At 67.7% G+C, this 25,735-nt stretch carries 25 protein-coding genes and 1 pseudogene; 19 read left to right on the top strand and 7 right to left on the bottom strand.

From position 1 onward, the window contains the following. The first annotated feature begins 3 nt into the window (after positions 1 to 3). Positions 4 to 222, top strand: a complete 219-nt coding sequence (gene infA, locus IB227_RS00515) for a translation initiation factor IF-1 (RefSeq protein WP_005409596.1) — start codon at positions 4 to 6, stop codon at positions 220 to 222. A 263-nt stretch (positions 223 to 485) separates the two neighbouring features. Here the strand turns inward: infA and clpA are convergent, their stop codons facing one another. Then, positions 486 to 2,768, bottom strand: a complete 2,283-nt coding sequence (gene clpA / locus IB227_RS00520; protein ID WP_192285783.1) for an ATP-dependent Clp protease ATP-binding subunit ClpA — start codon at positions 2,766 to 2,768, stop codon at positions 486 to 488. 277 nt (positions 2,769 to 3,045) lie between these two features. After that, positions 3,046 to 3,366 carry an ATP-dependent Clp protease adapter ClpS gene (clpS, locus tag IB227_RS00525; protein WP_132863519.1) on the bottom strand — a complete coding sequence of 107 codons (321 nt, stop codon included), beginning with the start codon at positions 3,364 to 3,366 and terminating at the stop codon, positions 3,046 to 3,048. Positions 3,367 to 3,469: 103 nt separating this feature from the next. On the opposite strand from clpS, the gene IB227_RS00530 reads away from it, so the two are divergent. The 6 genes from IB227_RS00530 to IB227_RS00555 all read left to right on the top strand — a co-directional run bounded on the left by IB227_RS00530 (position 3,470) and on the right by IB227_RS00555 (position 7,744). Then, complete coding sequence (locus IB227_RS00530; RefSeq protein WP_192285785.1) at positions 3,470 to 3,946, top strand: YbjN domain-containing protein; 477 nt, start codon at positions 3,470 to 3,472, stop codon at positions 3,944 to 3,946. Continuing rightward, positions 3,943 to 4,410, top strand: coding sequence for an NUDIX hydrolase (locus tag IB227_RS00535; protein ID WP_132866088.1), 468 nt, complete (start codon positions 3,943 to 3,945; stop codon positions 4,408 to 4,410). Before IB227_RS00530 ends, IB227_RS00535 begins: the two co-directional genes overlap by 4 nt. Further along, positions 4,407 to 5,528 (top strand): tRNA 2-thiouridine(34) synthase MnmA, encoded by a 1,122-nt coding sequence (mnmA, locus tag IB227_RS00540; protein ID WP_192285787.1) that lies wholly within the window; start codon positions 4,407 to 4,409, stop codon positions 5,526 to 5,528. Before IB227_RS00535 ends, mnmA begins: the two co-directional genes overlap by 4 nt. Before the next feature lie 9 nt (positions 5,529 to 5,537). Beyond that, positions 5,538 to 6,152 (top strand): high frequency lysogenization protein HflD, encoded by a 615-nt coding sequence (gene hflD / locus IB227_RS00545; RefSeq protein WP_132863515.1) that lies wholly within the window; start codon positions 5,538 to 5,540, stop codon positions 6,150 to 6,152. Between the two features lie 124 nt (positions 6,153 to 6,276). Then, the gene (locus IB227_RS00550; protein WP_132863514.1) at positions 6,277 to 7,467 is read left to right on the top strand and encodes a methyl-accepting chemotaxis protein; all 1,191 of its coding nucleotides are present in this window, start codon (positions 6,277 to 6,279) and stop codon (positions 7,465 to 7,467) included. A gap of 85 nt (positions 7,468 to 7,552) precedes the next feature. Then, complete coding sequence (locus IB227_RS00555; protein ID WP_192285791.1) at positions 7,553 to 7,744, top strand: hypothetical protein; 192 nt, start codon at positions 7,553 to 7,555, stop codon at positions 7,742 to 7,744. Positions 7,745 to 8,141: 397 nt separating this feature from the next. Here the strand turns inward: IB227_RS00555 and IB227_RS00560 are convergent, their stop codons facing one another. Beyond that, on the bottom strand, positions 8,142 to 10,901 hold the full coding sequence (locus tag IB227_RS00560; RefSeq protein WP_192285793.1) for an EAL domain-containing protein: 2,760 nt from the start codon (positions 10,899 to 10,901) through the stop codon (positions 8,142 to 8,144). Between the two features lie 404 nt (positions 10,902 to 11,305). Between IB227_RS00560 and IB227_RS00565 the strand changes: the two are divergent. Next, positions 11,306 to 12,271: pseudogene (locus tag IB227_RS00565) on the top strand (sensor histidine kinase); the annotation flags it as partial. Positions 12,272 to 12,295: 24 nt separating this feature from the next. Continuing rightward, positions 12,296 to 14,026 (top strand): EAL domain-containing protein, encoded by a 1,731-nt coding sequence (locus IB227_RS00570; protein WP_132863507.1) that lies wholly within the window; start codon positions 12,296 to 12,298, stop codon positions 14,024 to 14,026. A 44-nt stretch (positions 14,027 to 14,070) separates the two neighbouring features. Here the strand turns inward: IB227_RS00570 and IB227_RS00575 are convergent, their stop codons facing one another. From IB227_RS00575 to flgA, 4 genes are all read right to left on the bottom strand, one after another. Continuing rightward, positions 14,071 to 15,291, bottom strand: a complete 1,221-nt coding sequence (locus tag IB227_RS00575; protein ID WP_192285797.1) for an ATP-binding protein — start codon at positions 15,289 to 15,291, stop codon at positions 14,071 to 14,073. A 110-nt stretch (positions 15,292 to 15,401) separates the two neighbouring features. After that, positions 15,402 to 15,740, bottom strand: coding sequence for a flagellar protein FlgN (locus tag IB227_RS00580; protein WP_192285799.1), 339 nt, complete (start codon positions 15,738 to 15,740; stop codon positions 15,402 to 15,404). Then, positions 15,737 to 16,039 (bottom strand): flagellar biosynthesis anti-sigma factor FlgM, encoded by a 303-nt coding sequence (gene flgM / locus IB227_RS00585; protein ID WP_132863503.1) that lies wholly within the window; start codon positions 16,037 to 16,039, stop codon positions 15,737 to 15,739. Before flgM ends, IB227_RS00580 begins: the two co-directional genes overlap by 4 nt. 65 nt (positions 16,040 to 16,104) lie before the next feature. Further along, positions 16,105 to 16,749, bottom strand: a complete 645-nt coding sequence (gene flgA, locus IB227_RS00590; protein ID WP_132863502.1) for a flagellar basal body P-ring formation chaperone FlgA — start codon at positions 16,747 to 16,749, stop codon at positions 16,105 to 16,107. Between the two features lie 110 nt (positions 16,750 to 16,859). Here flgA and IB227_RS00595 point away from each other — a divergent pair, with 110 nt between their 5' ends. The 10 genes from IB227_RS00595 (at position 16,860) to flgJ (ending at position 25,729) form a co-directional block, all read left to right on the top strand. Further along, positions 16,860 to 17,804 carry a chemotaxis protein gene (locus IB227_RS00595; protein WP_132863500.1) on the top strand — a complete coding sequence of 315 codons (945 nt, stop codon included), beginning with the start codon at positions 16,860 to 16,862 and terminating at the stop codon, positions 17,802 to 17,804. Positions 17,805 to 18,010: 206 nt separating this feature from the next. Then, positions 18,011 to 18,409, top strand: coding sequence for a flagellar basal body rod protein FlgB (flgB, locus tag IB227_RS00600; protein WP_132863498.1), 399 nt, complete (start codon positions 18,011 to 18,013; stop codon positions 18,407 to 18,409). Positions 18,410 to 18,420: 11 nt separating this feature from the next. Then, positions 18,421 to 18,828: a flagellar basal body rod protein FlgC gene (flgC, locus tag IB227_RS00605; RefSeq protein WP_192285801.1), complete on the top strand. Its 408-nt coding sequence runs from the start codon at positions 18,421 to 18,423 to the stop codon at positions 18,826 to 18,828. Between the two features lie 26 nt (positions 18,829 to 18,854). Continuing rightward, the gene (locus IB227_RS00610) at positions 18,855 to 19,526 is read left to right on the top strand and encodes a flagellar hook capping FlgD N-terminal domain-containing protein (protein WP_132863495.1); all 672 of its coding nucleotides are present in this window, start codon (positions 18,855 to 18,857) and stop codon (positions 19,524 to 19,526) included. A gap of 29 nt (positions 19,527 to 19,555) precedes the next feature. Then, on the top strand, positions 19,556 to 20,776 hold the full coding sequence (flgE, locus tag IB227_RS00615; RefSeq protein ID WP_192285803.1) for a flagellar hook protein FlgE: 1,221 nt from the start codon (positions 19,556 to 19,558) through the stop codon (positions 20,774 to 20,776). 133 nt (positions 20,777 to 20,909) lie between these two features. Then, positions 20,910 to 21,659 (top strand): flagellar basal body rod protein FlgF, encoded by a 750-nt coding sequence (locus IB227_RS00620; protein WP_132863492.1) that lies wholly within the window; start codon positions 20,910 to 20,912, stop codon positions 21,657 to 21,659. Between the two features lie 258 nt (positions 21,660 to 21,917). Next, positions 21,918 to 22,703 (top strand): flagellar basal-body rod protein FlgG, encoded by a 786-nt coding sequence (flgG, locus tag IB227_RS00625; protein ID WP_132863491.1) that lies wholly within the window; start codon positions 21,918 to 21,920, stop codon positions 22,701 to 22,703. A 23-nt stretch (positions 22,704 to 22,726) separates the two neighbouring features. Beyond that, positions 22,727 to 23,416 (top strand): flagellar basal body L-ring protein FlgH, encoded by a 690-nt coding sequence (gene flgH / locus IB227_RS00630; RefSeq protein ID WP_132863489.1) that lies wholly within the window; start codon positions 22,727 to 22,729, stop codon positions 23,414 to 23,416. An 8-nt stretch (positions 23,417 to 23,424) separates the two neighbouring features. Further along, complete coding sequence (locus tag IB227_RS00635; protein ID WP_225591547.1) at positions 23,425 to 24,537, top strand: flagellar basal body P-ring protein FlgI; 1,113 nt, start codon at positions 23,425 to 23,427, stop codon at positions 24,535 to 24,537. A gap of 1 nt (position 24,538) precedes the next feature. Next, positions 24,539 to 25,729 carry a flagellar assembly peptidoglycan hydrolase FlgJ gene (flgJ, locus tag IB227_RS00640; protein ID WP_192285805.1) on the top strand — a complete coding sequence of 397 codons (1,191 nt, stop codon included), beginning with the start codon at positions 24,539 to 24,541 and terminating at the stop codon, positions 25,727 to 25,729. Positions 25,730 to 25,735: the final 6 nt, after the last annotated feature.

The following is a 25,735-nucleotide window of genomic DNA, read 5'->3' on the forward strand; positions in this document are numbered from 1 at the left end:
TACATGTCGAAAGACGACTCCATCGAGTTCGAAGGCACCGTCAGTGAGACGCTGCCGAACACCACTTTCCGCGTTCGCCTGGAAAATGGGCATGAAATCATCGCCCACATCTCCGGCCGCATGCGCAAGAACTACATCCGCATCCTGACCGGCGATCGCGTCAAGGTCGAGATGACGCCGTACGACCTGACCAAGGGCCGTATCACCTACCGCATGAAGTAATGCGGTAAGCCGGGCGTTATGCCAGGAAAGCCAGCCCGCGCGCTGGCTTTTTTGCGTGGCGAAATTCCGCCGGAATGGCCCCGGCCGCGGAGCGGGCAATGCCTGGCCCCGCCTCAGGTTAGCCGCGGAAAGCAGGCCGAGGATCGGCGTGCAGGACCTTCCTGCGGTGATGCATTCAAGGCTTCGCGGCCAAGGCCACCCCTGCCCGTCCCACAAAAATGCCCGCATCGTTGGATGCGGGCATCGGGTGTCAGCCGCCCGGCTTACTCGACCGTGGCCGGCAGCAGGTGCTCCGGCTCGGCTTGGGTCTCGACGATCAACTCGCCGTCGCGCACGTCGATGCTGACCTTTCCGCCGTCCACCAGCTTGCCGAACAGCAGCTCGTCGGCCAGCGGACGCTTGATCTTGTCCTGGATCACGCGACTCATCGGGCGGGCACCCATCTCCGGGTCGAAGCCGTGCTGGGCCAGCCAGTCGCGGGCGGCCGGGGTGGCCGACAACGAGACGTGCTTGTCCTGCAGCAGCATCTCCAGCTCGATCAGGAACTTGTCCACCACGCGCAGGATGTGGTCGAAGCCCAGCGGCTGGAACTGCACCACCGCGTCCAGGCGGTTGCGGAACTCCGGCGTGAAGCTCTTGCGGATCACTTCCATCGCATCGGTGGCATGGTCCTGCTTGGTGAAGCCGATCGAGCGACGTGCCGCCTGGGTGGCGCCGGCATTGGTGGTCATCACCAGGATCACGTTCTTGAAGTTGGCTTCACGGCCGTTGGTATCGGTGAGGATGCCGCGGTCCATGACCTGCAACAGGATGTTGAAGATGTCCGGGTGCGCCTTCTCCACCTCGTCCAGCAACAGCACGCAGTGCGGCGTCTTGACGATCTTCTCGGTCAGCAGGCCGCCCTGGTCGAAGCCGACGTAGCCCGGGGGCGCACCGATCAGGCGGCTGATCGAATGCGGCTCCATGTACTCGCTCATGTCAAAGCGCACCAGCTCGATGCCCAGCTGCAGCGCGAGCTGGCGGGTGACCTCGGTCTTGCCCACGCCGGTCGGGCCGGCGAACAGGAAGTTGCCGATCGGCTTGTCCGGGTTGCCCAGCCCCGAGCGCGACAGCTTGATGGCCGAGGCCAGGCTGTCGATGGCAGGGTCCTGGCCGAAGATCACCATCTTCAGGTTGCGCTCCAGGTGCTTGAGCACGTCCTTGTCGGTGGCGGTGACCTGCTTGGCCGGGATGCGCGCCATCTTGGCGATGATGGTCTCCACTTCCTCGATGTCGATGTGCGACTTGCGCTGCCCTTCCGGCAACAGGCGCTGGCGGGCACCGGCCTCGTCGATCACGTCGATGGCCTTGTCCGGCAGCAGGCGGTCGCCGATGTGCTTGACCGACAGGTCCACCGCGGCCTGCAGCGCGTCATCGCCGTAGGTCACGCCGTGGTGCGCCTCGTACTTCGGGCGCAGCCCCTTGAGGATCTCGTAGGCCTCGCCCACCGTCGGCTCGACGATGTCGATCTTCTGGAAGCGACGGGCCAGGGCGCGGTCCTTCTCGAAGATGCCGCGGTATTCCTGGAACGTGGTCGAACCGATGCAGCGCAGCTCGCCCGAGGCCAGCGCCGGCTTGATCAGGTTGGAGGCGTCCATGGTGCCGCCCGAGGCCGAACCGGCACCGATGATGGTGTGGATCTCGTCGATGAACAGCACCGCGTTGGGGATCTTCTTCAGTGCGCCGATCACGCCCTTCAGGCGCTTCTCGAAGTCGCCGCGGTACTTGGTGCCGGCGACCAGCGCGCCCAGGTCCAGCGAATAGATCACCGCGTCGGCGAGCACCTCGGGCACCTCGCCATCGACGATGCGCTTGGCCAGCCCTTCAGCGATGGCGGTCTTGCCCACGCCGGCCTCGCCCACGTACAGCGGGTTGTTCTTGCGGCGGCGGCACAACACCTGGATGGTGCGCTCGATCTCGTCGCGCCGGCCGACCAGCGGGTCGATGCGACCGGCCTTGGCCTGCTCGTTGAGGTTGCTGGCGAACTCGGTCAACGAATCGCCCTTGGACTCGCCCTCACCGCCCTCGGCACGGCCCTCGCCTTCCAGCGGCGAGGACATGTCCGACTCGTCGCCACTCTTGGCCACGCCGTGGGACAGGTAATTGACCACGTCCAGCCGGGTAACGTCCTGCTGGTTGAGGTAGTAGACGGCGTGGGATTCCTTCTCGCCGAAGATCGCCACCAGCACGTTGGCGCCGGTGACCTCCTTCTTGCCCGAGGACTGCACGTGGTAGACGGCACGTTGCAGGACGCGCTGGAAGCCCAGGGTGGGTTGCGTATCGCGGCCATCGTCTTCCGCCAGCAGCGAGACCGAGGCGTTGATCGCCTTCTCCAGTTCGCTGTGCAGGCGCTCAAGGTCGGCTCCGCAGGCCTTCAGGACGGCCTGGGCGGATGCATTCTCAAGCAGGGCCAACAACAGGTGCTCCACCGTCATGTATTCATGACGGGCTTCCCGGGCGCGCTTGTAGCACTGACCAATGGTCTGCTCGAGGTCTTTACTGAACATGAGGCACTCCGGTTCCGGTTGCTGACAATATGCGGCCTGACTGCACGTTTTCCAGCACCCTAGCGGCGTTCATGTAGAGGCCACGTCAGCAGGAAGTGGGGATTCGTTCACCCGGTGAATCCGGCATTCAGCTTCAAGAGCAAGGCGTGACGGCCGTTGCGCCCCGAGGGGCGGCCAACGGTGGTGCAGGCGGGAAAGTGTTTCCCATCGGGGACACAGCCGGCGCCCTGGAAAACCGGCCCGGCAGGCAGGTGCGCGATCGGCGACGGCGGGCGGCTCAGGCGCGCTCCATCGTGCACAGCAGCGGATGCTGGTTCATCCGCGAGAACTCGTTGACCTGGGCGACCTTGGTCTCGGCCACCTCACGGCTGTACACCCCGCAGATGCCGCGGCCGCGGGTATGGACGTGCAGCATCACCTGCGTGGCCTTGTCTAGGTCCATCGAGAAGAAGTTCTGCAGCACCGTCACCACGAAGTCCATCGGGGTGTAGTCGTCGTTGAGCAGCATCACCTGGTACTGCGGCGGCGGCGCGATCTCGGGCTTGCCGGGGGCAACCAGCAGGCCGTGCTCGTTGTCATGTTGGGGCTTCTGGGGCATCGGGCAATTATAGCGGTTTGCCGGCTTCGACCTTCAGCCATTGGACGACACCCCCCTGCCCCCCGCACAATTTGCAGGTCAACCAACCACTGACGGGGAAAACATGAAGAAGTCTGTAACCGGCATCGTCATCGCAGCACTGATGACCGCAGCCGCAGGAAGCGCAGTCGCCGGTGAACCGGACCGTGCCATCGGTCGCCTGCTGGATTCACTGGAGTACAAGTACGAGGTCGACGAGGACGGTGACTACCGGCTGGTGTTCGAGCTGGACAACGACCGTACCCAGCTGGTCTACGTGCGCTCCAACGTCGAGTCCTACGGCACCCACAACGTCCGCGAGATCTGGTCGCCCGGCTACAAGTCGCCGAGCCCGGACTTCCCGGCCAGCGTCGCCAACCGCCTGCTCGAGGACTCCAATGCCTCCAAGCTGGGCGCCTGGGTGAAGCAGCAGGACCTGGCGGTGTTCGTGGTCAAGATCGACGCCGACGCCACTGCCAAGCAGCTTTCCGATGCCATCGACGCGGCCTCGGCCAGCGCCGACGAGATCGAGCTGGAGCTGACCAAGGCGGACGAATACTGAGCGTGGACACCGCGCAGCCCCCGCGCTGGTCGCCACGCGTGACCGTGGCCACCGTTGTCTCCCGCGCGGGGCAACTGCTGCTGGTGGAAGAGGAAAAAGGCGGCCGGCGGGTGCTGAACCAGCCGGCCGGCCACCTGGAGGCCGGTGAAACCCTGCTGGAAGCCGCCATCCGCGAAACCCGCGAGGAGACCGGCTGGGAGGTGAAGCTGACCGGCTTCATCGGCACCTACCAGTGGGTGGCCGGCGATGGCACGCCGTTCCTGCGTTTCGCCTTCGCCGCCGAGCCGTTGCGCCACCACCCGGAACAGGCGCTGGACGACGGCATCGTGCAGGCGTTGTGGCTCACCCCGACCGCGCTGCAGGCCGACATGGCCCGCCTGCGCAGTCCGCTGGTCTGGCAGACCGTTTCCGATTGGCTGGCTGGCCAGCGTTATCCGTTGTCGATGTTGAGGCAGGTGCAGTGAGTAGTCCCGGTGTAGTCGTAGGGGTGTCCGGCGGCGTGGATTCGTCCGTCGCCGCGTTGACCCTGGTCCAGAACGGCCTGGACGTGGCCGGCCTGTTCATGCAGAACTGGGCCGATGACGGCAGCGGCCATTGCCGCGCCGAGGAAGATCGCCGCGACGCGGTGGCGGTGTGTGGCCGGCTGGGCATCCCGTTCCACTTCCGTGATTTTTCCAACGAATACTGGCAGGGCGTGTTCGAGCACTTCCTCGCCGAATACGCGGCCGGCCGCACGCCCAACCCGGACGTGCTGTGCAACCGCGAGGTGAAGTTCAAGCACTTCCTGGACGCGGCCCGCGAGCTGGGCGCCGAGCGCATCGCCACCGGCCACTATGCCCAGGTGGTGGAGTCCGGCGGCCGTTGGCGGCTGCTGCGCGGCGCCGACCGTGGCAAGGACCAGAGCTACTTCCTGCACCAGTTGGGCCAGGACCAGCTGGCGGCCACGCTGTTCCCGATCGGCCACCTGGAGAAGAGCGCACTGCGCCGCATCGCCCGCGAGGCCGGCCTGCCTACCCATGCCAAGAAGGACTCCACCGGCATCTGCTTCATCGGCGAACGCGATTTCCGCGAGTTCCTGGGCCAGTACCTGCCCGCCCGCGAGGGCGAGATCCAGGACCCGGACGGCCAGGTCATCGCCCGTCACCCGGGGGTGTTCTACTTCACCCTGGGCCAGCGCGAAGGCCTGAACATCGGCGGCGTGCGTGGCCGTCCGGCCGCGCCGTGGTTCGTGGTCGGCAAGGACGTGGCGCGCAACGTGCTGTACGTGGACCAGGGCCATGACAGCCCGTGGCTGCAGTCCAACTGGCTGCGCAGCGAGGCCATGCACTGGATTGCCGGCGCGCCCCCGGCGCGGCGCTTCGACTGCACTGCCCAGACCCGCTACCGCCAGCCGGACGAGCCCTGTACCGTCCAGGTACGTGACGATGGCACGCTGGACGTGCATTTCACCCGCCCGCAGCGAGCGGTGACGCCCGGCCAGTCGCTGGTGCTGTACGACGGCGCCGAGTGCCTGGGCGGCGCCGTGATCGCCGCCACCGATGCTCCCTTGGAACGCCGGCTTGGCGCTCCCGTTTCCCCTTGAGAGGTAACCATGAGTTTTTCCATCGATGACCGCGTGCTTGCCGTGGCCGGCATTGCCCAGGCGCTGCAGCAGGTACGTCGCATCGCCGAAACCGGCCATTCGGACAACGCCATCGTGCGGACCGCGATGGACAGCGTGATGCGCATCGACGCGGCCTCCCCGGCCGCCGTGTACGGCAGCGTCACGCAGGTGGAGCCGGGCCTGCGCCTGGTGCGCGACTACTTCCGCAACCAGGGCAAGGACGACCTGCTGCCGCGCCTGGCGCTGTCGGTGATGCAGCTGGAGCGCCGCTTCGTCCGCGAGGACGCGGCCGTGGACAAGGTGACCGCCGGCATCCGCCGCACCGCCGACCGCGCCCTGGAGCTGGGCGACAGCAGCCACCCGGACGTGTTGATGGCCATGGGCACCCTGTATGCCGACACCATCAGCCAGCTCAAGCCGCGGATCATGGTCCAGGGCAACCCGCACTACCTCGGCCAGGCCGCGGTGGTCTCGGAGATCCGGGCGCTGCTGCTGGCGGCGGTGCGCTCGGCGGTGCTGTGGCGCCAGTTGGGCGGCACCTACTGGGATTTCCTGTTCTCGCGCCGGAGCATGCTCGAAGCCATCGAGCGCCGCGTGCGTTGAGGCAACGGCCTGCCGCCCTCCCCGGCCGCAGGCCTTCACGCCGATGTCCCCGGATTGCGCGCGCAGGGCTAAAGACACCCTGCCCACGGCCGATACAGCAACCGTGACTCTCCCGAGAACGTCCATGTACGCACGTATTGCAATCCGCCTGGCCGCCCCCCTGGTCCTTACTTTCCTGCTGCCGCTCGCCGTGGCATTCACCTGGCCCGCCGCGGTGCTCTGGGCAATCCTGACCACCATGGTGCTCAGCTGGCTGGTGTTTGCCTGGTGGAGCGTGCATTCGCAGACCCAACGCTCGCCCGAGCATGCCCGCGTGATGCGCGAACAGGACATGCTGCTCAACGAGCTGCGCAGCTTCGTCAGCAACGAGATCGAAGGCTCGCGCAATGAAGTCGAGCGCGCCCGCGAACTGATCCGCCAGGCCGTCGCCGGGCTGGGCAGCAGCTTCGATGCGATGAACCGCAAGTCGCGCCAGCAGAGCCAGGCCCTGGCCCGCGTGGTCGACCGTGCCGGTGAAGACGGCAGCGCCGGCGTGGACGTGGCCCGTTTCGCCCAGCACGCCAGCCAGCAGATGGAGCAGCTGGTCGAGGCGCTGGAGGAAGTCAGCGGCCAGAGCAGCACCACCGTGCAGCACATCGACCAGATGGCCCAGCACCTGGATGGCATCTTCTCGCTGCTGGAGGACGTGAAGTCCATCGCCGACCAGACCAACCTGCTCGCCCTCAATGCCGCGATCGAAGCGGCCCGCGCCGGCGAAGCCGGCCGAGGTTTCGCCGTGGTGGCCGACGAGGTGCGCAACCTGTCCGAGCGTTCGACCACCTTCAACGAGCAGATCCGCAAGTTGGCCCACAGCTCCAAGGACGCCATCGCCAAGGTGCGCGAGACCGTCTCGCACATGGCCTCGCGCGACATGGACCGCTCGCGTGAAGCCCGCCACGAAGCCGCCGCCATGCTCGACAACGTGGCCGCGATCAACGCGTCGCTGGGCGACGGCATGCGCGAGATCTCCGAGTGCGGCCGCGCCATCGACGGCAGTGTCGCCGAAGCGGTGCGTGCACTGCAGTTCGAGGACATCGCCACCCAGACCCTGGGCGGCGTGCACACCCACCTGGACCGCCTGGGCACCATCAACCGCGAAGCCGTGGCCCTGCAGGAGCTGCTGCATCGCAATGGCGGCGTGTTCGATGGCGAACTGGTCAACGCCCTGCAGCGCACCGGCAGCCGCCTGCGCGAGCTGCGCAGCGAGTGGGAACGCCCGCCGCACAAGCCGGTGACCCAGCAGAGCATGGGCGCAGGTACGGTTGAGCTGTTCTGATACCCCACCAGGCGTCCAGAACCCGGCCCCGGCGAAAGCCGGGGCTTTGTCATGTCCGTCGCTGGGCGGATCACGGGAGACCCGGATGAGCCACCAAGCAGCCGATGACGGGGCGGTCTTGGCCGCCCCCTCCTGCCTGAGCCGCGCCGAACAGTTGCAGCGACTGGAGCAGTCCAGCCGCGACGAGCTGATGGCGCTGTACCGCGATGCACGGATTGGCGTGGCAAGCGAGGAGTGGCTGGTGACCAGCATCCAGTGGGACCTGGCGGTGGTCTAGGCGACGGACGCGATGCGTCGTCGCCATGGCTGCGGGACTTGCCGCTGCCCTGGGGCAGTTGGCCGGGGAAGCCGGAAGCGCGCCTGGACTTTGGTCGCAGCCGTGGTTTCGCCCCCGAGGGCGCTCCTAGCGCGTCAGTGCTGTTGGAGCGGTCTTGGCCGCGAAGCTGGTGTTGGTGCAGACCGCGCGTGTCGGGAATGCAATGCAATTACCGGCTCCGGTGGCAGTCGTGGTTTCGCGCCCGAGGGCGCTCCTACCGGGCCGGTGTTGTTGGAGCGGCCTTGGCCGCGATGCCGGTGTTGATGCAGACCATGTGCGTCGGTAACGCAATGCGGCTACCGGCTCCGGAGGCAGTCGTGGTTTCGCGCCCGAAGGCGCTCCTACCGGGCCTGCGCGCTCACAGGGTGGCGGTGATCCGGCTGTGTTCGGCCGGAGGAGGCGTGCTGGTGTCGCAGCCCCCCTCGCGCAGCCAGCGCATCATCTCGCGTGAACGCAAGGGCTTGGAGTACAGGTAGCCCTGCAGCTCGTCGCAGCCCTGCCGGCGCAGCATGGCTTCCTCGGCGGCGGTTTCCACGCCTTCGGCCACCACCCGCATGCCCAGCGCGTGGCCCAGGTGCACGATGGCCTGGGTGACCTCGGCGGTACCGGCGTCATGCAGCATGCCCTGCACGAAGCTGCGGTCGATCTTCAGCCGCTGCACCGGGAACCGGTTGAGGTAATGCAGGTTGGAGAATCCGGTGCCGAAGTCATCCACCGCCAGCGGCACGCCATGCTGCTCGAACACGTCGAAGCACTGGCGCAGGGCCTCGGTGTCGCGGATCAGGGCCGACTCGGTCAGCTCCAGCTCGAGGCGCCGCGGCGACCAGCCGTGACGGTCGCAGATCGCGATCACGCGCTCGGCGAAGCCACGCTCGCGCAACTGGATGGCCGAGACATTGACCGCGATGCGGTCAAAACGCAGCCCGGCCTGCTCCCAGACCACGGCCTGGCGGCATACCTCGTTCAGGACCCAATCGCCGATGCGGATGATTTCCCCGCACTTCTCCGCGATCGGGATGAATTCGGCCGGACTGCACGGACCGATGCGCGGAGTGTTCCAGCGCAGCAGTGCCTCGATGGAAGGCGCATGGCCTTCGCGGGTGTGAATCAGCGGCTGGTAGGCCAGGCTGAACTCGTCCCGGTCCAGTGCACCGTTCAATGCGTGCTCGATCTCGAGCAGCCGCTGGGTGCGCGCCAGCGCATCCTGGCTGTAGTACTGGTAGGTGTTGCGGCCGGCTTCCTTGGCGGCGTGCATGGCCGCATCGGCCGCGCGCAGCAAGGTGTCGAAGTCGTTGCGGGTCTCGTCCAGCAGGGCGATGCCCACGCTGGCGCCCACCTTGAGGGTGGCGTCCTCGCGATACAGCGGCTCGGCCAACGAGGCGATCAGCTTGCGGGCCACGTGGCCGGCGTCCTCCGGCTCGGCCAGGTTGCGCAGCACGACGATGAACTCGTCGCCGTTGAAGCGGGCGAACAGGTCGGCGTTGCGCAGATTCTGGTGCAGGCGCGAGGCCGCGGCCTTGAGCAGGATGTCGCCGGTGGCATGGCCGAAGGTGTCGTTGATGCCCTTGAAGCCGTCCAGGTCGACGAACAGCATGGCCAGTATCGCGCCGCGCTCGCGCGCTTCGAGGATGGCCTCGGAGGCCTGCTCGCGTAGCAGCATGCGGTTCGGCAGACCGGTGAGCAGGTCGTAGTGGGCCAGCAGTTCCAGGCGCTCATCGGCCTCGCGCTCGCGGGTGATGTCGCGGAACAGCACCACGTGGCGCTCCGGCAGGCCGTCGCGGCGGTCCAGCTCGATCAGCACCTGCACCCAGACACGTTGTCCGGAGGGACGATAGAAGCACAGGTCCAACTGCTCGGGCAGCCCGCCCTGGGCGATGCGCGCCAGGGCCGCCTCGAAGCTGTCGCGCGAGTCCGGCGTGTACAGGGCCAGCGCCTGGTCCAGCGTGACCGGTGCCTTGCGCAGGCCATGGATGCGGTAGCACTCCTCGGTCCATTGCATCTCGCGGGTGCTGGCCTCGATCTCGCAGCCCCCGATCCTGCCCAGCGCGGATACGCGGTTGAGCAGCTCGGTACGCCAACGGATCAATGCGTCGGTACGGTGCTGGCCGCTGATGTTCTGTACTTGGCCAACCACGCGCCGCAGCCGCCCGGACGCATCGTGCTCGGGCTCCAGCCAGACCCGCAGCTGCTGTTGCAGCACCGGCTCGCGGCCCCAGCACACTTCGAACTCGGTGGCCTGCGGGTCGGCATGCAGGCGTCGCCAGACCGTCAGCAGGTGGCGACGGGCGTCGCGCCCGAGCTGCCGCATCCAGCCCCAGCCCGATGGCAGGGAGCCTGCCTCCACGCCGATCGCGGCGTGGCTCTCGGGCGACCATTGCATCCGTTGCCGGCCGCAATCCCAGCTCCAGCTGCCCATGCCGGCCACGCGCTGGGCGCGGCACAGCAGCGCGTGCTGCGCACGCAGGTCGTCTTCCAGCGCCTTCAGCGGCTGGATGTCGGTGTAGGTGCCGGCCATGCGCAGCGGCTGGCCGTCGGCCGCGTGCGCCACCACCCTGCCGCGGTCCAGCACCCAGCGCCACTGGCCCTGGGCGTCACGGATGCGGAACTGGCAGGCGAAGGGCTGCGCGGGGTCGTGCAGGTGCGCGGCGATGGCCTGGCGCAGCAGCGGCTGTTCGTCCGGATGCACGCTGTCCATCAGCCGCAGCTCGGTGTGGGTTCCGTGCGGTCCACGGCGGGTGAGCCGGTCGGCGGCCACGTCCCAGTCCCAAGCGACGTTGCCACCGGCCTCCATGGCCACCAGCCATTGGGCGGCGTGCGCGGAGGCGTCGGTGGAGTACGAATACAGGTAGCCGAGCAGGCTCCCGCCCGGATCGTGGATGGCGCTGAGCCAGCCATCCAGCCGCGCCTGGCCATCCGGCAACGGGCAGCTGACCGCCTTCTGCCCGGGCGCCTGCGCCCGACAGCCCGCCAACTGCGCGCAATAGCGCGACAAGCGTTCGTGCAGGCGCAATTCCCTGGCCTTGGCGTTGGCCGCCAGGGGCTGTCCATCCACGTCCAGCAGCACCAGGGCCGCGTTCAATGGGTGGTTAAGCAGGCTTGCGATTACCCCGCGATCCACGCGCTCTTTCTCCTGCCCGGGAATCCGGGGACAGGAGTGATAACGGCAGCAATCCGGTGGAATTGAGCATTACGTCGCGCGGCACCCGGACAACTCGTTAAGATGACATCACGCAATCCATACCCAGCATGTCGAACATGGAAGCCGGCAAGGCCCCCATTCCACCCGCGTCCGTGCCTGTCCGTCGCCTCCAGCGACAGCACCGCGTGCTTTTGCGGGTGGTCGGGTTGTGTGGGCTGGTGCTGGCCATGGCATTTCTGTTCATGCGGCTGCTCGCCGGCAGCCCTTCAGAAAGTGTGATGTTCATCGCAGTGGCGTTGACCGTCAGCGGGATCCTGATCGGCTGGCTGTGCCGTCCGTCCGGCATGCGGCAGGCCCTCACCCCACCGGCGGCGCCCTCGTCCTTCAGGCAGATCAGTGACAACCTGCCCGATGCGGTGATCATCGCCGGCGCCGACCAGGTTCTGTACGCCAACGCCTCTGCCGGGCGCATGCTCGGGATCCGCACCGGGATGCCCGCCACCGCACTGTCCGAACTGCGCGCCGCGCGCACCCAACAGCCCTCGCTCGCGCGCCTGCTGCTGCATCATCCCTGCGGCGGCGCGTTCCAGGCCTCGCTCAGCGCGGGCCCGGTGGTTCATGAAGGCCTGGCCGCCGAGCGCTTCGTCATCCGTGACCTGAGCGAGCTGGAACAGGGACGCGCCGCGCTGGCAGCCAGCAATGCCGAACTGCAGGCCATGGCCGGGCGGTTGTTCTCGCTGCAGGAGGACGAACGCCGCTCGATTTCCCGTGACCTGCACGACGACATCGGCCAGGCGATCACCGCGATGAAGCTGGCTGCCTTCGCCGCCCGCGAGGAAGACCTGGCCGAACGCCGCCGCGAGGACATCGACCAGATCATCGAACTGGCCGACAGCACCGTGATCCGGTTGCGCAACCTGTCCATGCTGTTGCGCCCGCCGCAGCTGGACGCGCTCGGACTGGAGGCTGCCTTGCGCTGGCAGGCCGGCATGCTGTTCCGCTCCACGCCGGTGGAGCTGCTGCTGGACGTGCGCACGCTCAGCCAGCGCCCGGGCAACGAGGTGGAGCAGGCCTGCTTCCGCATCGCCCAGGAAGGCCTGACCAATGCGCTGCGCCATGCCCGTGCCAGCCAGGTCTCGCTGTTGCTGCAGGACGCCCCCGAAGGCGGCCTGCACCTGCGGGTGATCGACGATGGCGAGGGATTCGACCCCAACGGACCGCGCGGATTGGGCATGATCGTGATGCGCGAACGCGCGCAGAGTGCCGGTGGCCGCCTGCGCATCGAAACCGCGCCGGGCGAAGGCACCTGCATCGACCTGCACCTGCCCTGCCCCGCGCTCCCGCATTAACCGATTTTCCAGGACCCCCCGCCGATGTGGAATTCCCCCGCCGCCGTGCTTGCCGATCGCAACGATGTGCGCCCCGTGCGCCTCGGCGCCGGCAATCCCGAGTTCGCCGCGATGGTCGAGTCCGCTCGCCGCAACGGCCCGTCGATGATGCTGTTGCACCTGGACATCGACCACTTCGCCTCGGTCAACGAGAACATGAGCGCCGAAGTGGGCGACCAGGCACTGGTGCTGATCGCCGACCGGCTGCGCAACTTCCTGGATGGCCGCGGCAAGCTGTGGCGGCATGGCAGCGATGAGTTCCTGATCGCGGTGGAGCGCGGCGGTAATGTGCCGCCACCGGAGGAACTGGCCGAACAGCTGCGCCAGCAGATCGAGCTGCCCCTGTCGGTGTTGCCATACACCCTGTTCCTGACCGGCAAGATCGGCGCGGCGCTGTGCCCCGAACATGCCACCAACCCCACCACCCTGCTGGACCTGGCCGAGGATGCGCTGCACCAGGCCGCGCGCGAGGGCGGCAACGCGGTGCACGTGCACGTGCTGCACAAGCCCAGCAGCGCGCACAGCGAGAGCATCATTTCGCGGCAACTGGTGGATGCCATCGACAACGGCGAGCTGCGCCTGCGCTACCAGCCGCTGGTGAGCGCGCGCGACGGCCACGTGGTCGGCATGGAAGCGCTGCTGCGCTGGCAGTCACCCACCCTCGGCATGCTGGTGCCCGAGCGTTTCATGCGCACCGCCGAGCGGCTGGGCATCATCGTGCAGATCGGCGCGTGGGTACTGGAGATGACCCTGCGCCAGGCCCGGCTGTGGCGCGACCAGGGCTTCGAGGACTTCAACGTCGCCGTCAATGTCTCCACCCTGCAGCTGCTGCGCCCGAACTTCTTCACCGAGGTGATGGCACTGCTGCAGGGTATCGGCGTCCCCCCGCGCATGCTGACCCTGGAGATCAACGAAAGCGCGCTGACCAACAACGTCAACTTCGTCCACGAGACCCTGGCCAACCTGCGCAACGAAGGCATCAGCCTGTGCCTGGACAACTTCGGCACCGGTGATTCCAGCCTGAGCGCGCTGGTCCGCTATCCGGTGGACAAGCTCAAGATCGACCGCAGCTTCATCAAGAGCGCGCCGGCGGCCAACCGCGAGGCGGCCATCAGCCGCGCCATCATCGCCATGGGCCACCAGCTGGGCATGACCGTGATCGCCAATGGCGTGGAATCGCAGGCACAGCTCGGCTTCCTGCGCCGCAATGACTGCGATGTGTTCCAGGGCTACCTGTTCGGCGAGCCGATGTCCTCCGACGCGGCCGGCATGACGTTGCGCCGTCGCTACCTGCGCCCGGAAGCCTTCGCCGAGACCCGCCCGGACCGCACCCTGCTGCTGCTCGACGACGAGGAGAACGTGCTGCGTTCGCTGGTGCGCCTGTTCCGCCGCGACGGCTACCGCATCCTGGCCGCCGGCAACGTGCGTGACGCCTTCGACCTGCTGGCGATCAACGACGTGCAGGTGATCCTGTCCGACCAGCGCATGAGCGACATGAGCGGCACCGAGTTCCTGGGCCGGGTGAAGATGCTCTACCCGGACACGATCCGGCTGGTGCTGTCCGGCTACACCGACCTGAACACCGTCACCGACGCGATCAACCGCGGCGCGATCTATCGCTTCCTGACCAAGCCGTGGAACGACGACGAACTGCGCGAGCACATCCGCCAGGCCTTCCGCACCCACGACGAGAAGCGCGGCGGGATTCCGACGTAGCGCCGGCGTGGACGGACGGTTCGGCTTCGCGCCCGGGGGTGCTGCTACCTGGGCTGGCGGACCGGCAGCACGATGCGGAAGCGCGAACCTTCGCCAACCGTGCTCTCCACGTCGATGCGGCCGTGGTGCTTGTTGATGATGCCGTAGGAGATCGACAGGCCCAGGCCGGTACCGCTGCCGACCGGCTTGGTGGTGAAGAACGGGTCGAAGATGCGCTGGCGCAGTTCCGGCGAGATGCCGGCGCCGTCGTCCTCGAACTGCACCCAGACCTCCTCGCCCTCCACCCCGGTGCTGACGATGATGTTGCCGCGCTCGGCGATGGCGTGGCCGGCGTTGAGCAGCAGGTTCATGTAGACCTGGTTCAACTCCGACGGCAGGCACTCGATCATCGGCAGCTCGCCGTAATGGCGCTCCAGCGTGACCTTGTACTTGAGCTCGTTCCAGATGATGTTGATGGTCGACTCGAGGCCGGCGTGCAGGTCGGCCAGCTTCCAGGACTCGTCGCGGCCGGAGTACGAGAAATCCTTCAGGTCGCGCACGATGCGGGTCACCCGCTCGATGCCCTCGCGGGATTCGGCCATCAGCTGCGGCAGGTCGCGGCTGATGAAGTCGATGTCCAGACGGTCGCGGATGTCGTCGATCTCGGCGATCAGCGCCTTGGGGTCCGGCGCGCGCAAGGCGCGCTCGTAGGCCTCGATGACGGTGAACAGGCTGCGCAGGTATTCCTGCAGGCTGCCCAGGTTGGAATGCACGTAACCGATCGGGTTGTTGATCTCGTGGGCCACACCCGCGGCCAGCTGGCCGATGGAGGCCATCTTCTCCGACTGCAGCAGCTTCTCCTGGGCGCCGTTGAGGCGCAGGTAGGCCTGGCGCAGCTCGGCGTGGCGTTGCTGCAGCTCGCGCTCGTAGTCCTCCGGGCCATCCACTTGCTGGAACAACGCCAGGAAGGATTCCCCGGCCGCGTCGGCGTGGTGATGCAGGTGCACGGTGATCACGCGCTCGCCGATCGGCAGGCTGCCATTCCAGTTGCCGCTCTCGCGGACCTGCGGGATCGCGAAGGACGGCAACAGCCGTTCCAGCTCGCGGGCCAGGCCGCTGCTGCCGGCTTCATCGACGCCGAACAGCTCACGCACCAGCGCATTGGCGATGCTCACCTCCAGCCGGTTGTTGAACACCAGCAGGCCATGCTTGACCCGCTCACCGAGGGCGCGCAGGGCGGCCGACGACGGAAGGGGGGCCAGGGAAGGGGTATCGATCTGGGTCACGGCGGTACGGCACTGAAACGGGGCCGTCACTATAGCCGGATGCCGGCAGGCGTTTGCTGCCGGACTGCGCGTTTGCGCGCTTCAACAGCCGCCGCAGCGGGCGGCCGGACTCAGGCCACTGCCAACGGTCGGCGTGCCTGCAGGGTTTCAGTCTGGCCCTTGGCGTCGTATGCCGGGGCGTCCTCGCTGCGTCCGAGCTGGCGCAGGGTCCAGTTGACCTCGCGGCGGCGGCGCGACAGCAGTACGCCGTTGGCCTGGTTGCGTTCGGCCAGTTCCTTCAGGCGGCCGGCATCGTTGAGCGGCGGATTGCGTTCCAGTTCACGCAGGGCTTCCAGCTTCCGGCCGGTCGCGGCGACCAGTGCCGGCACGTCATGCTCGACCAGGGCACGCTGCTCGCCTTCCAGCGCCTCGCTCAACCGCTGCAGCGGATCGGCCATGGTGAGGTTCATCCCTGCAGCTGCCGGTCCAGGTCCAGCATGCGCGAGGCAATGGCGTCGGGGTTGATCCGGTAGCTGCCGTTCTCCAGGGCCTGGCGCACGGCCTGCACGCGGGCCGGGTCGATGGCCGAGGCGTTGCTCAGCTCGCGCTGCATGGCCTGCAACTGGGTAGCCTCACCGGTCAGGCGGACGCTGTCGGCCGCCTGCACCGCCTGGGCCTTGGACTCGCCGGCCGGGGCGACCCGGGTGTTGACCGCAATACTGCGCATCTGCGCCGCTGCTGCGATTCCGCCGTCGATTTTCTGGCTCATGTGATGGGATTCCTGATTCGGTTCGAAAACGATAACGGCAGCGGCCGGGGGTTCTTTAGGGAAATTTACCGGCTGACCAGCACATCGCCGGCCGCCGTGGTGACACCCTGCATCACCCGGCGTGAAGACAGGTTCTCGACCGACACCCGCTCGCCCTCGCCGGCGTCGCCCAGGGCACGGCCCGCCATCCGGACTTCCACCCCGCCCCGCCGCGAGACCAGGGCGACGCTATCGCCCCGACGGACGATCCGCTGGGCCACCAGGTCGCTGGACGAGAGCAGGCTGCCGGCACTCAAGGTGCGCCGCGCGACCCGTCCCACCGCCAGTTCAGGCGCCGAGAGTACCGCGCCGGCGATCCGCGCGGTGTCGCGCCGGACCGTACTGATATCGGCCGCGGCCAGGGTTTCTCCGGCAGCCACGCCGCGTGCCAGCACCAGCACGGCCTGCTCGCGGCGCACCTTGACCGGCACGAACAGGCGCCAGCCACCGGCGTCCGGGCAACTCACCTCCACCGTGGTGTTGGCTGTGGCCTGGGCCCGCAAGCCCTGCGCGCAGCGCGGCATGCGCAGGCCGGCGTCGACCCCGGCCTCGCCCTGCTCCCCGGTCGCCAGGGTCGACAACGCCGCCACACGGATGCTCTCCACCGGCTGGAACTCGGTGGCAAGGGCACTCAGCGGCAGCAGCAGGCTGGCCAACAGGAACAGGCGCATGGATCTGGGCTCCGGACAAACGACTCCAGCCCGGTCACAGGCAAGCGGCGTGCCAGAACCCGGCCCAGGCCGGCCTCAAGTTGTCCCCGACCCCCGCCGATACAGGCTGCATGTCACAAGACCTGCTCAATCGCATCGACCAGCGCACCCGGCTGGCCGGCCACAATCGCCTCGCGCTGCTGCTGTTCCGCCTTGGCGGCCGTCAGCTTTTTGGCGTGAACGTGTTCAAGGTGCAGGAAGTGCTGCGGCGCCCGGCGTTGTTCCAGGTGCCCGGCCTTCCCGGCCAGTTCGCCGGCGTGGCCGACGTGCGCGGGCGCTCGGTGCCGGTGTTGGACCTGGGCCTGGCGATCGGCCACCCCGAGCGCGAGCCGGAAGCCGATACTGCCCCGGGCTACCTGGTGGTCACCGAGTTCAACCGCTCGGTGCAGGGCTTCCTGGTCAGCGGCGTGGAGCGGATCGTCAACATCGCGGTGGAGGACATCCAGCCGCCGCCGGAGCTGGGTGCCGAGTCCACCTACCTGACCGCGGTGACGCGCTTCCAGGGCGAGCTGATCCAGGTCATCGACGTGGAAAGCGTGCTGGCCGACATTGCCCAGGTCCGCGGCGAAGCCGTGCTGGATCCATCGATGGCGCTGCCAGCCGACGCCCCGCCGATGCAGGTACTGGTCGTGGATGACTCGCGCGTGGCCCGCCAGCAGATCCGCAGCGTGCTGGACCAACTGGGGGTCACCGCCACCCTGCTGTCCGACGGCAAGCAGGCGCTGGAGCACCTGCTGCAGATCCAGGCCGCCGGCGAAGACCCGGCGCAACGCTATGCCATGGTCATCTCCGACATCGAGATGCCGGCCATGGACGGCTACACGCTGACGACGGAAATCCGCCGCCATCCAGGCCTGTCGGGCCTGTACGTGCTGCTGCACACTTCCTTGTCCGGCGTATTCAACAACGCCATGGTCGAGCGCGTCGGGGCCAACGCCTTCGTCGCCAAGTACAGCCCGCACGAACTGGCCGACTTCGTGCTGCAGCGCCTCCGGCACGTAGCTGAAGCGGCCTGAGCCGGGGCCGGAAGCGCGCCCCTGCCGCCCTTCGGGCACCTTCCCCCGCTGGCGGGGGAAGGGAACGGTTTCCTGCCTTTCCCCGCAACCTGGCTGACCTGCTGCCCGATAGGTGACTGAGGCGGGCCGAGCCGGAGCGGGCCCGAGCCGGGCGTTCTGGCACGCGGCTTGCAGCTTCCCCGGCAACGTTCCGTGGGAGCCACCACATGGCCAACCTGATTTCCGACTATCTGGGCATCCATGCCCAGGCCATGCCGTTGCGCGAGCAGCGCATGAAGCTGATCGCCAGCAACCTGAGCAATGCCGACACGCCGGGGTACAAGGCGCGTGACATCGACTTCGATGCCGCCCTGCGCCACGCCCAGGGCATGGCCGGCAATGGCCAGCTGGCCGCCACGGCCGAACAGCACTACGCCATCGGCGGGGACGGGCTGAACCCGTTCCAGATCACCCGCGAGGCGGCCCAGCCCAGCCTGGATGGCAACACCGTCGACCCCGACGCCGAGCGCGCCGCCTACGGCCGCGCCGCGCTGGAATACCGCGCCTCGCTGAGCTTCGTCGAATCGAAGGTGCGCACGATGCTCACCGCCATCACCGGCCAGTAAGGGACGATGCCATGAGCAACCTGCCGATCTTCGACATCGCCGGCTCCGCGCTGCAGGCGCAGTCGGTGCGCATGAGCACCATCGCCTCCAACCTGGCCAACGCCGATTCCATCGCCGGTTCGCCGGAGGCGGTGTACAAGCCGCTGGAACCGGTGTTCCAGGCCGTGACCAGCCGCACCGATCCCAACCTCACCGGTGTGCAGGTCAAGGAAGTCACGCAGAGCGATGCGGCGCCGATCAAGCGGTATGAACCCAACCACCCGCTGGCCGACGGCGACGGTTACGTCTACTCGCCCGACGTCGATCCGGTGGCGCAGATGGTCAACCTGATCTCGACTTCCCGCAACTACCAGGCCGGCGTGGAGATGCTCAGCACCGCCAAGGAACTGGCCCTGGCCACGCTGACGATGGGCCGTTGACGCCCGCCCAACCGGAACCCACCGACATGACCACCAGCGTCTCCTCCGATATCTACGGCTCGCTCGGCCTGAACGCCACGGCCAATGCCAAGACCAAGAAGAACGACAGCCTCGACCAGGCCGACTTCCTGAAGCTGATGACCACCCAGCTGCAGCACCAGGACCCGACCAAGCCGATGGACAACAGCCAGATGGTGTCGCAGATGGCCCAGCTGTCCACCGTGCAGGGCATCACCGACCTGAACACCACCGTCAAGACCTTCCAGTCGGCGATGTCCAGCGACCAGATCCTCAAGGGCGCCTCGCTGGTCGGCCACGAGGTGATGGTGCCTTCGACCAAGTTCAGCCTCGAAGGCGAAGGGGGTACCAGCGGCACCGTGGCGGCCCCATCGGCCGGCACCGTCACCGTCGAGATCACCGATGCGAACGGCCAGAAGGTCACCACGCTGAGCGTGCCGGCCGACGCCGCCGGCGAAGTCAACTTCCAATGGGACGGCACCGACGCCAGCGGCAACCGCATGCCCGCCGGCAGCTACACCATCGCCGCCACCCACTCGGACAGCAGCGGCGCCTCGACCAAGCTGAACACCTACGTGCAGGCCGAGGTGGAAAGCGTGACCGTCGGTTCCGACGGCCTCTACCTGAACCTCAAGGGCCTGGGCACTGCCCCGCTCGACTACGTGCTCCGCGTCAGCTGAGCCCCCCGAACCCGCCAGGAGTTACCACCATGGGCTTCAACGTATCGCTGTCCGGCATCAACGCCGCCAACGCCGACCTGAACGTCACCGCCAACAACATCGCCAACGTCAACACCACCGGCTTCAAGGAGTCGCGTGCGGAGTTCGCCGACCTGTTCAACTCGACCAGCTACGGGCTTTCGCGCAATGCGATCGGTTCGGGCGTGCGCCTGAGTGGCGTGGCGCAGCAGTTCTCGCAGGGCAACATCGACCAGACCGGGCGCAGCCTGGACATGGCCATCGAGGGCGAAGGCTTCTTCACGCTAAGCATGAACGGCACGCGCGTGTACTCGCGCGCCGGCAATTTCCAGACCGACAAGAGCGGCTATGTCGTCAACCCGCAGGGCGCACGCCTTCAGGTCTACGCGCCGAGCGCCGATGGCACCCGCTTCGACGGCACGCTGACCGACCTGCAGGTGCTGGCCACCGACAGCGCGCCCAAGCAGACCGGCCTGGTCAACCTGGCCTTCACCCTGCCGGCCAACGCCAGCGAACCGACCATCGCAACGTTCGACCCGAGCAACTCCAACAGCTACAACCAGTCCACCGGTGGCGTGACCGTGTACGACTCGCTGGGCGTCAGCCACACCCAGACGTCCTACTTCGTCAAGGGTGCCAACGCCAACGAGTGGCAGGTCTACAACTATGTCGACGGCCAGTCCGTCGGTGCGCCGACCACGCTGGAGTTCTCCAACAGCGGTGCGCTGCTGAATCCGGCCAACGGCCAGATCACGCTGGATCCGTTCACGCCCGCCACCGGCGCCGGCGTGCTCAACCTGACCTTGGACGTGAGCGGCTCCACGCAGTACGGCGAGAAGTTCGCGCTGCGGGACACCCGCCAGGACGGCTACGCCTCGGGCAAGCTGACCGAAATCAGCATCGACACCACCGGCGTGGTCTACGCGCGTTACTCCAATGGTGCCGACACCGCGCTCGGCCAGGTTGCCCTGACCAACTTCAACAACCCGCAGGGCCTGCAGAGCATGGGCAACAACGTGTGGACCGAGACCAATGCGTCCGGCATCGCACGCACCGGCGCACCGGACACCTCCGACCTGGGCCAGATCCAGTCCGGCTCGCTGGAAGCCTCCACGGTCGACCTGACCGAACAGCTGGTCAACATGATCGTGGCCCAGCGCAACTTCCAGGCCAATGCGCAGATGGTCTCGACGCAGGACCAGATCACGCAGACCGTCATCAACATCCGTTAACCGCCGGATCGGGAACAGGACGTGGTGGTGGGTTGAGGGCCTCAGGTATCGCCTGGAGCCACCGCCCACCCGCCTTTCCCGTTGCCGGTGACGCACCGCCTCCCCTTCCCTACTTCCTGTTCCCCGCCCCCAAATGGACAAAGCCCTTTACGTCGCCATGACCGGCGCCCGCGCCTCGCTGCAGGCGCAGGGGACCGTGTCGCACAACCTGGCCAATGCCGACACGCCGGGCTTCAAGGAAGCGCTGGCCAACACCGAGGCATTCCGCATCCAGGGCCCGGGTTACGCCTCGCGCGTGGACGCACTGCACGTGGATGCCGGCTTCAATCGTCGCATCGGCGCGCAGCAGATCACCGGCAACGCGCTGGATCTATCGCTGCAACCGGGCAGCTGGCTTGCGGTGCAGTCCAACGACGGCAGTGAGGCGTACACCCGCGCTGGCGCGTTGTCGATGACACCCAACGGCCAACTGGTCACCGCCGAAGGCAACACCGTGCTCGACGACAACGGCAACCCGATCGCCATTCCGCCGCACCAGGCGATGGAGATCGGCCACGACGGCACCGTGTCGATCATCCCGTTGGGCGAAGGCCCGCAGACGATGGCGATGATCGGACGATTGAAGGTCGTCGAGGCGCCCGACGAACGCCTGGCCCGCGGCCTGGACGGGCTGATGCGCAACACCGACCCCACCCAGCCCTTCGCGCAACGCCAGGGCAAGGCGCTGGACAGCGGCATGCTGGAATCCAGCAACGTCGATGCCGCCGGCGCGCTGGTGCAGATGATCCAGCTGCAGCGCCAGTTCGAAATGCAGGTGAAGGTCATCAAGCACGGCGACGAGAACGCGCGCAGCGCGAACACCCTGCTGCGCTTGAACGGTTGATCGGGCCATTGGCTCCTGCGGCCGGGATCTGATCCCGGCCCCGGTCGATCACGTCGTCGTTGTTCCCTGTCGCCCGGGCGCGCAGATCGCGTCCGGGCGTTTTCATGCGTACGGTTTGGCGGCTCCCTGCTTCGCGGCCCAGGCCGCTGCCACCGGTGATCTGCTCGCGACGGCATCCCGTCGCCGGTTTTGGCACGGCCCATGCATTGAACCTGGCAAGGGCCGCATCGGCCGGCATCAGCAGCAGAGGAACGCGTCATGAATCAGGCATTGTGGGTCGCCAAGACCGGGCTGGATGCGCAGCAGACGCGCATGTCCGTGGTCTCCAACAACCTGGCCAACACCAACACCACCGGCTTCAAGCGCGACCGTGCCAGCTTCGAGGACCTGCTTTACCAGCAGGTTCGCCAGCCCGGCGGTTCCTCTTCGGCGCAGACCCAGCTGCCCACCGGCCTGCAGCTGGGCACCGGTGTGCGCGTGGTCGCCACGTCCAAGAACTTCGACCAGGGCACGCAGCAGCAGACCGGCAAGGCGCTGGACGTGATGGTCAATGGTCGTGGCTTCTTCGAGGTGATGATGCCCGACGGTACCTCCGCCTACACGCGCGACGGCAGCTTCCAGATCAACGCGCAGGGTGAGCTGGTCACCAACAGCGGCTACCCGGTGCAGCCGGGCATCCAGGTTCCCGAGGGGACCCAATCGTTGACCATCGGCAGCGACGGCACCATCAGCGTGAAGATGGCCGGCGAGGCCGCATCGGTGGAGATCGGCTCGCTGACGTTGACTGATTTCATCAACCCGGCGGGCCTGCAGGCCAAGGGCGAGAACCTGTACGTGGAGACCACGGCCTCCGGGCCGGCGCAGAACGGCACGCCTGGCCTAAACGGGCTGGGCACCGTGGTGCAGGGTGCACTGGAAGGCAGCAACGTCAACGTTGTGGAAGAACTGGTGGCGATGATCGAGACCCAGCGCGCCTACGAGATGAACGCCAAGGCCATCTCCACCACCGACGCCATGCTCGGCTACCTCAACAGCAACGTCTGACCGGTCGCCACAGGATCAATGCCATGAGCCGCACCCCATTCTTCCGTCAGCTTCCCGTCGCCTTGTGCGCCGTGCTCAGCGCCGGCTGCACGCTGGCCGGCGACGTGCGCCCCTACGCGCCGATGGCGCCGATCCAGCCGGTCATCGCCCCCTCCGCGGCCCCCACCGCCGGCGCCATCTATGCCGCTGGCCCGGGACTGAACCTGTACGGCGACCGGCGTGCACGTGACGTCGGCGACCTGCTGACCATCACCCTGATCGAGAACACCACCGCCACCACCACGGCCAGCACCGCCATCCAGAAGGATTCCAAGCTGGACGTCGGCACGCCGACCCTGTTCGGTGCCCCGGTCACGCTGGGCGGCAAGGACATCCTGGGAGCCTCGGCGGAAAGCTCGCGCGACTTCAACGGCAAGGGCAACAGCGCGCAGAGCAACCGCCTGCAGGGCAGCCTGACGGTGACCGTCATCCAGCGCCTGCCCAACGGCAACCTGGTGGTGCAGGGCCAGAAGAACCTGCGCCTGAACCAGGGCGATGAACTGGTGCAGATCCAGGGCGTGGTCCGCGCCGCCGACATCGCGCCGGACAACACCATCGCCTCGAGCAAGGTCGCCGATGCACGCATCGCCTACGGCGGTCGCGGCGCGGTTGCCCAGTCCAACGCCATGGGCTGGCTGGGCCGCTTCTTCAACTCCGCCTTCGCGCTGTTCTGAGCATGACCATGCGAACCGTTTCCCTCTTCCGTTGCCTGCTCCTCACCCTGGTGGTGGGCTGTGCCCTGCCCGCCCACGCCGAACGCATCAAGGACCTGGCGCAGGTCGGCGGCGTGCGCGGCAATGCCTTGGTCGGCTACGGCCTGGTCGTCGGCCTGGACGGCAGCGGCGACCGCACCAGCCAGGCCCCGTTCACCGTGCAGAGCCTGAAGAACCTGCTGGGCGAGCTGGGCGTCAACGTGCCGGCCAACGTCAACCCGCAGTTGAAGAACGTCGCCGCGGTGGCGATCCACGCCGAACTGCCGCCGTTCGCCAAGCCCGGCCAGACCATCGACATCACCGTGTCCTCGGTGGGCAACGCGGTCTCCCTGCGTGGTGGCTCGCTGCTGATGGCGCCGCTGAAGGGTGCCGACGGCCAGGTCTATGCGATCGCGCAGGGCAACCTGGTGGTGGGCGGCTTCGGCGCACAGGGCAAGGACGGCTCGCGCGTGTCGGTGAACATTCCCAGCGTTGGGCGCGTGCCCAACGGCGCCACGGTCGAACGCGCCCTGCCCGATGTGTTCGGTGCTTCCGGGGAGATCACCCTGAACCTGCACCAGAACGATTTCACCACCGTCTCGCGCATGGTCAGCGCCTTGAACGCCACCTTTGGCGAAGGCGCGGCGCGCGCGGTCGACGGCGTCACCGTGGCGGTGCAGGCCCCCACCGATCCGGGCGCGCGCATCGGCATGCTGGCGCGCATCGAGAACGTGGAACTGTCGCCCGGCACCGCGCCGGCGCGCGTGGTGGTCAACTCCCGCACCGGCACCGTGGTCATCGGCTCGCAGGTGCGCGTCAGCCCGGCGGCGATCTCGCACGGCTCCTTGACGGTGACCGTCAGCGAATCGACCCAGGTCAGCCAGCCCAATGCGTTCGGCAACGGCCAGACCGTCGCCAGCCCGCAATCGACCATCACCGCCAGCAACGAAGGCAGCCGCATGTTCCGCTTCGACGGCGGTGCGACGCTGGACGAAATCGTGCGAGCCGTGAACGAGGTGGGTGCGGCGCCGGGTGACCTGATCGCCATCCTGGAAGCCCTCAAGCAGGCCGGTGCATTGAGCGCCGATCTCGAGGTCATCTGACATGCGTATCGCTCCTGCGCCGTTCGAGCTGAATCCGGCCACGGCCAACGATCCGGCCAAGATCGACAAGGTCGCGCGCCAGCTGGAAGGCCAGTTCGCGCAGATGTTGATCAAGAGCATGCGCGAGGCCAGCTTCGGCGACTCGCTGTTCCCCGGCGAGAACCAGATGTTCCGGGAGATGTACGACCAGCGCATCGCCGAGGCGATGACGCGGGGGCGCGGCCTGGGCCTGTCGGCGATGATCGCAAGGCAGTTGGGCGGCGGACAGCAGGCCACCGCGGCGCCGGTGGATCCGGCGATCACGCCTGCCGCGGCGGCACGCGCCTACCAGTTGGCCGCACCGGACATCCGCCCGCCTGCCCTGCCCTTGCAGCCCGGCCCCGGCGAAGACCCGTTCGCCGCGCTCGACGCCAGCGAACGCGCGGCCTATCTTGCCCCGCAATCGCAAGCGTTGGACCTGATCGCCGGGCGTGACACCGGCGAGCTGCACGCCGCGTTGGGCAGCGCCCATCCGTACGACGGCAGCGGCATGCCGGCGCAGGCCGAATGGGCAATGGCCGATGACCGCTGGAGCGCGGTGACCGCCGCCGAACGCGGTGACGCCGTGGACACGACGCAAGCCAACCTGGCTGCCAGCAGCCTGGGCACGCATACGCCGGAGGGGTTCGTCGCCAGCATCTGGCCGCACGCGCAGCGCGCCGCGCAGGAGCTGGGCGTGAACCCGCGCGCCCTGGTCGCGCAGGCGGCATTGGAGACCGGCTGGGGCAAGCGCCACATCAAGCGGGAGAACGGCCAGAGCAGCCACAACCTGTTCGGGATCAAGGCCACCGGCTGGAGCGGTGAGCGCGCCAGCGCCGGCACGCATGAGTACGTGGACGGCCAGCGCCGCTCCGAACGCGCCAGCTTCCGTGCCTATGGCTCGGTGGCCGACAGCTTCAACGACTACGTACGGATGCTGAAGAACAGCCCGCGCTACCAGGCCGCGCTGAAGGCCGGTGGCGACGTGCGTGGTTTTGCACAGGGCTTGCAGCGTGCCGGTTATGCGACCGACCCGTCCTACGCCGCCAAGATCGCCGCCATTGCCGCCGGCCCGACCATCGACCGCGCGGTCGGTGCGATTGCCGAGGTCGGCAACCGCTTCGGCCAGACCCTCGCTTCCGCCGCCGGGTTGACCGGCCTCACCCGTCGTTGAGATAGA

The organism is Stenotrophomonas sp. STM01 (assembly GCF_014852135.1).
GTDB classification, from domain to species: domain Bacteria; phylum Pseudomonadota; class Gammaproteobacteria; order Xanthomonadales; family Xanthomonadaceae; genus Stenotrophomonas; species Stenotrophomonas capsici.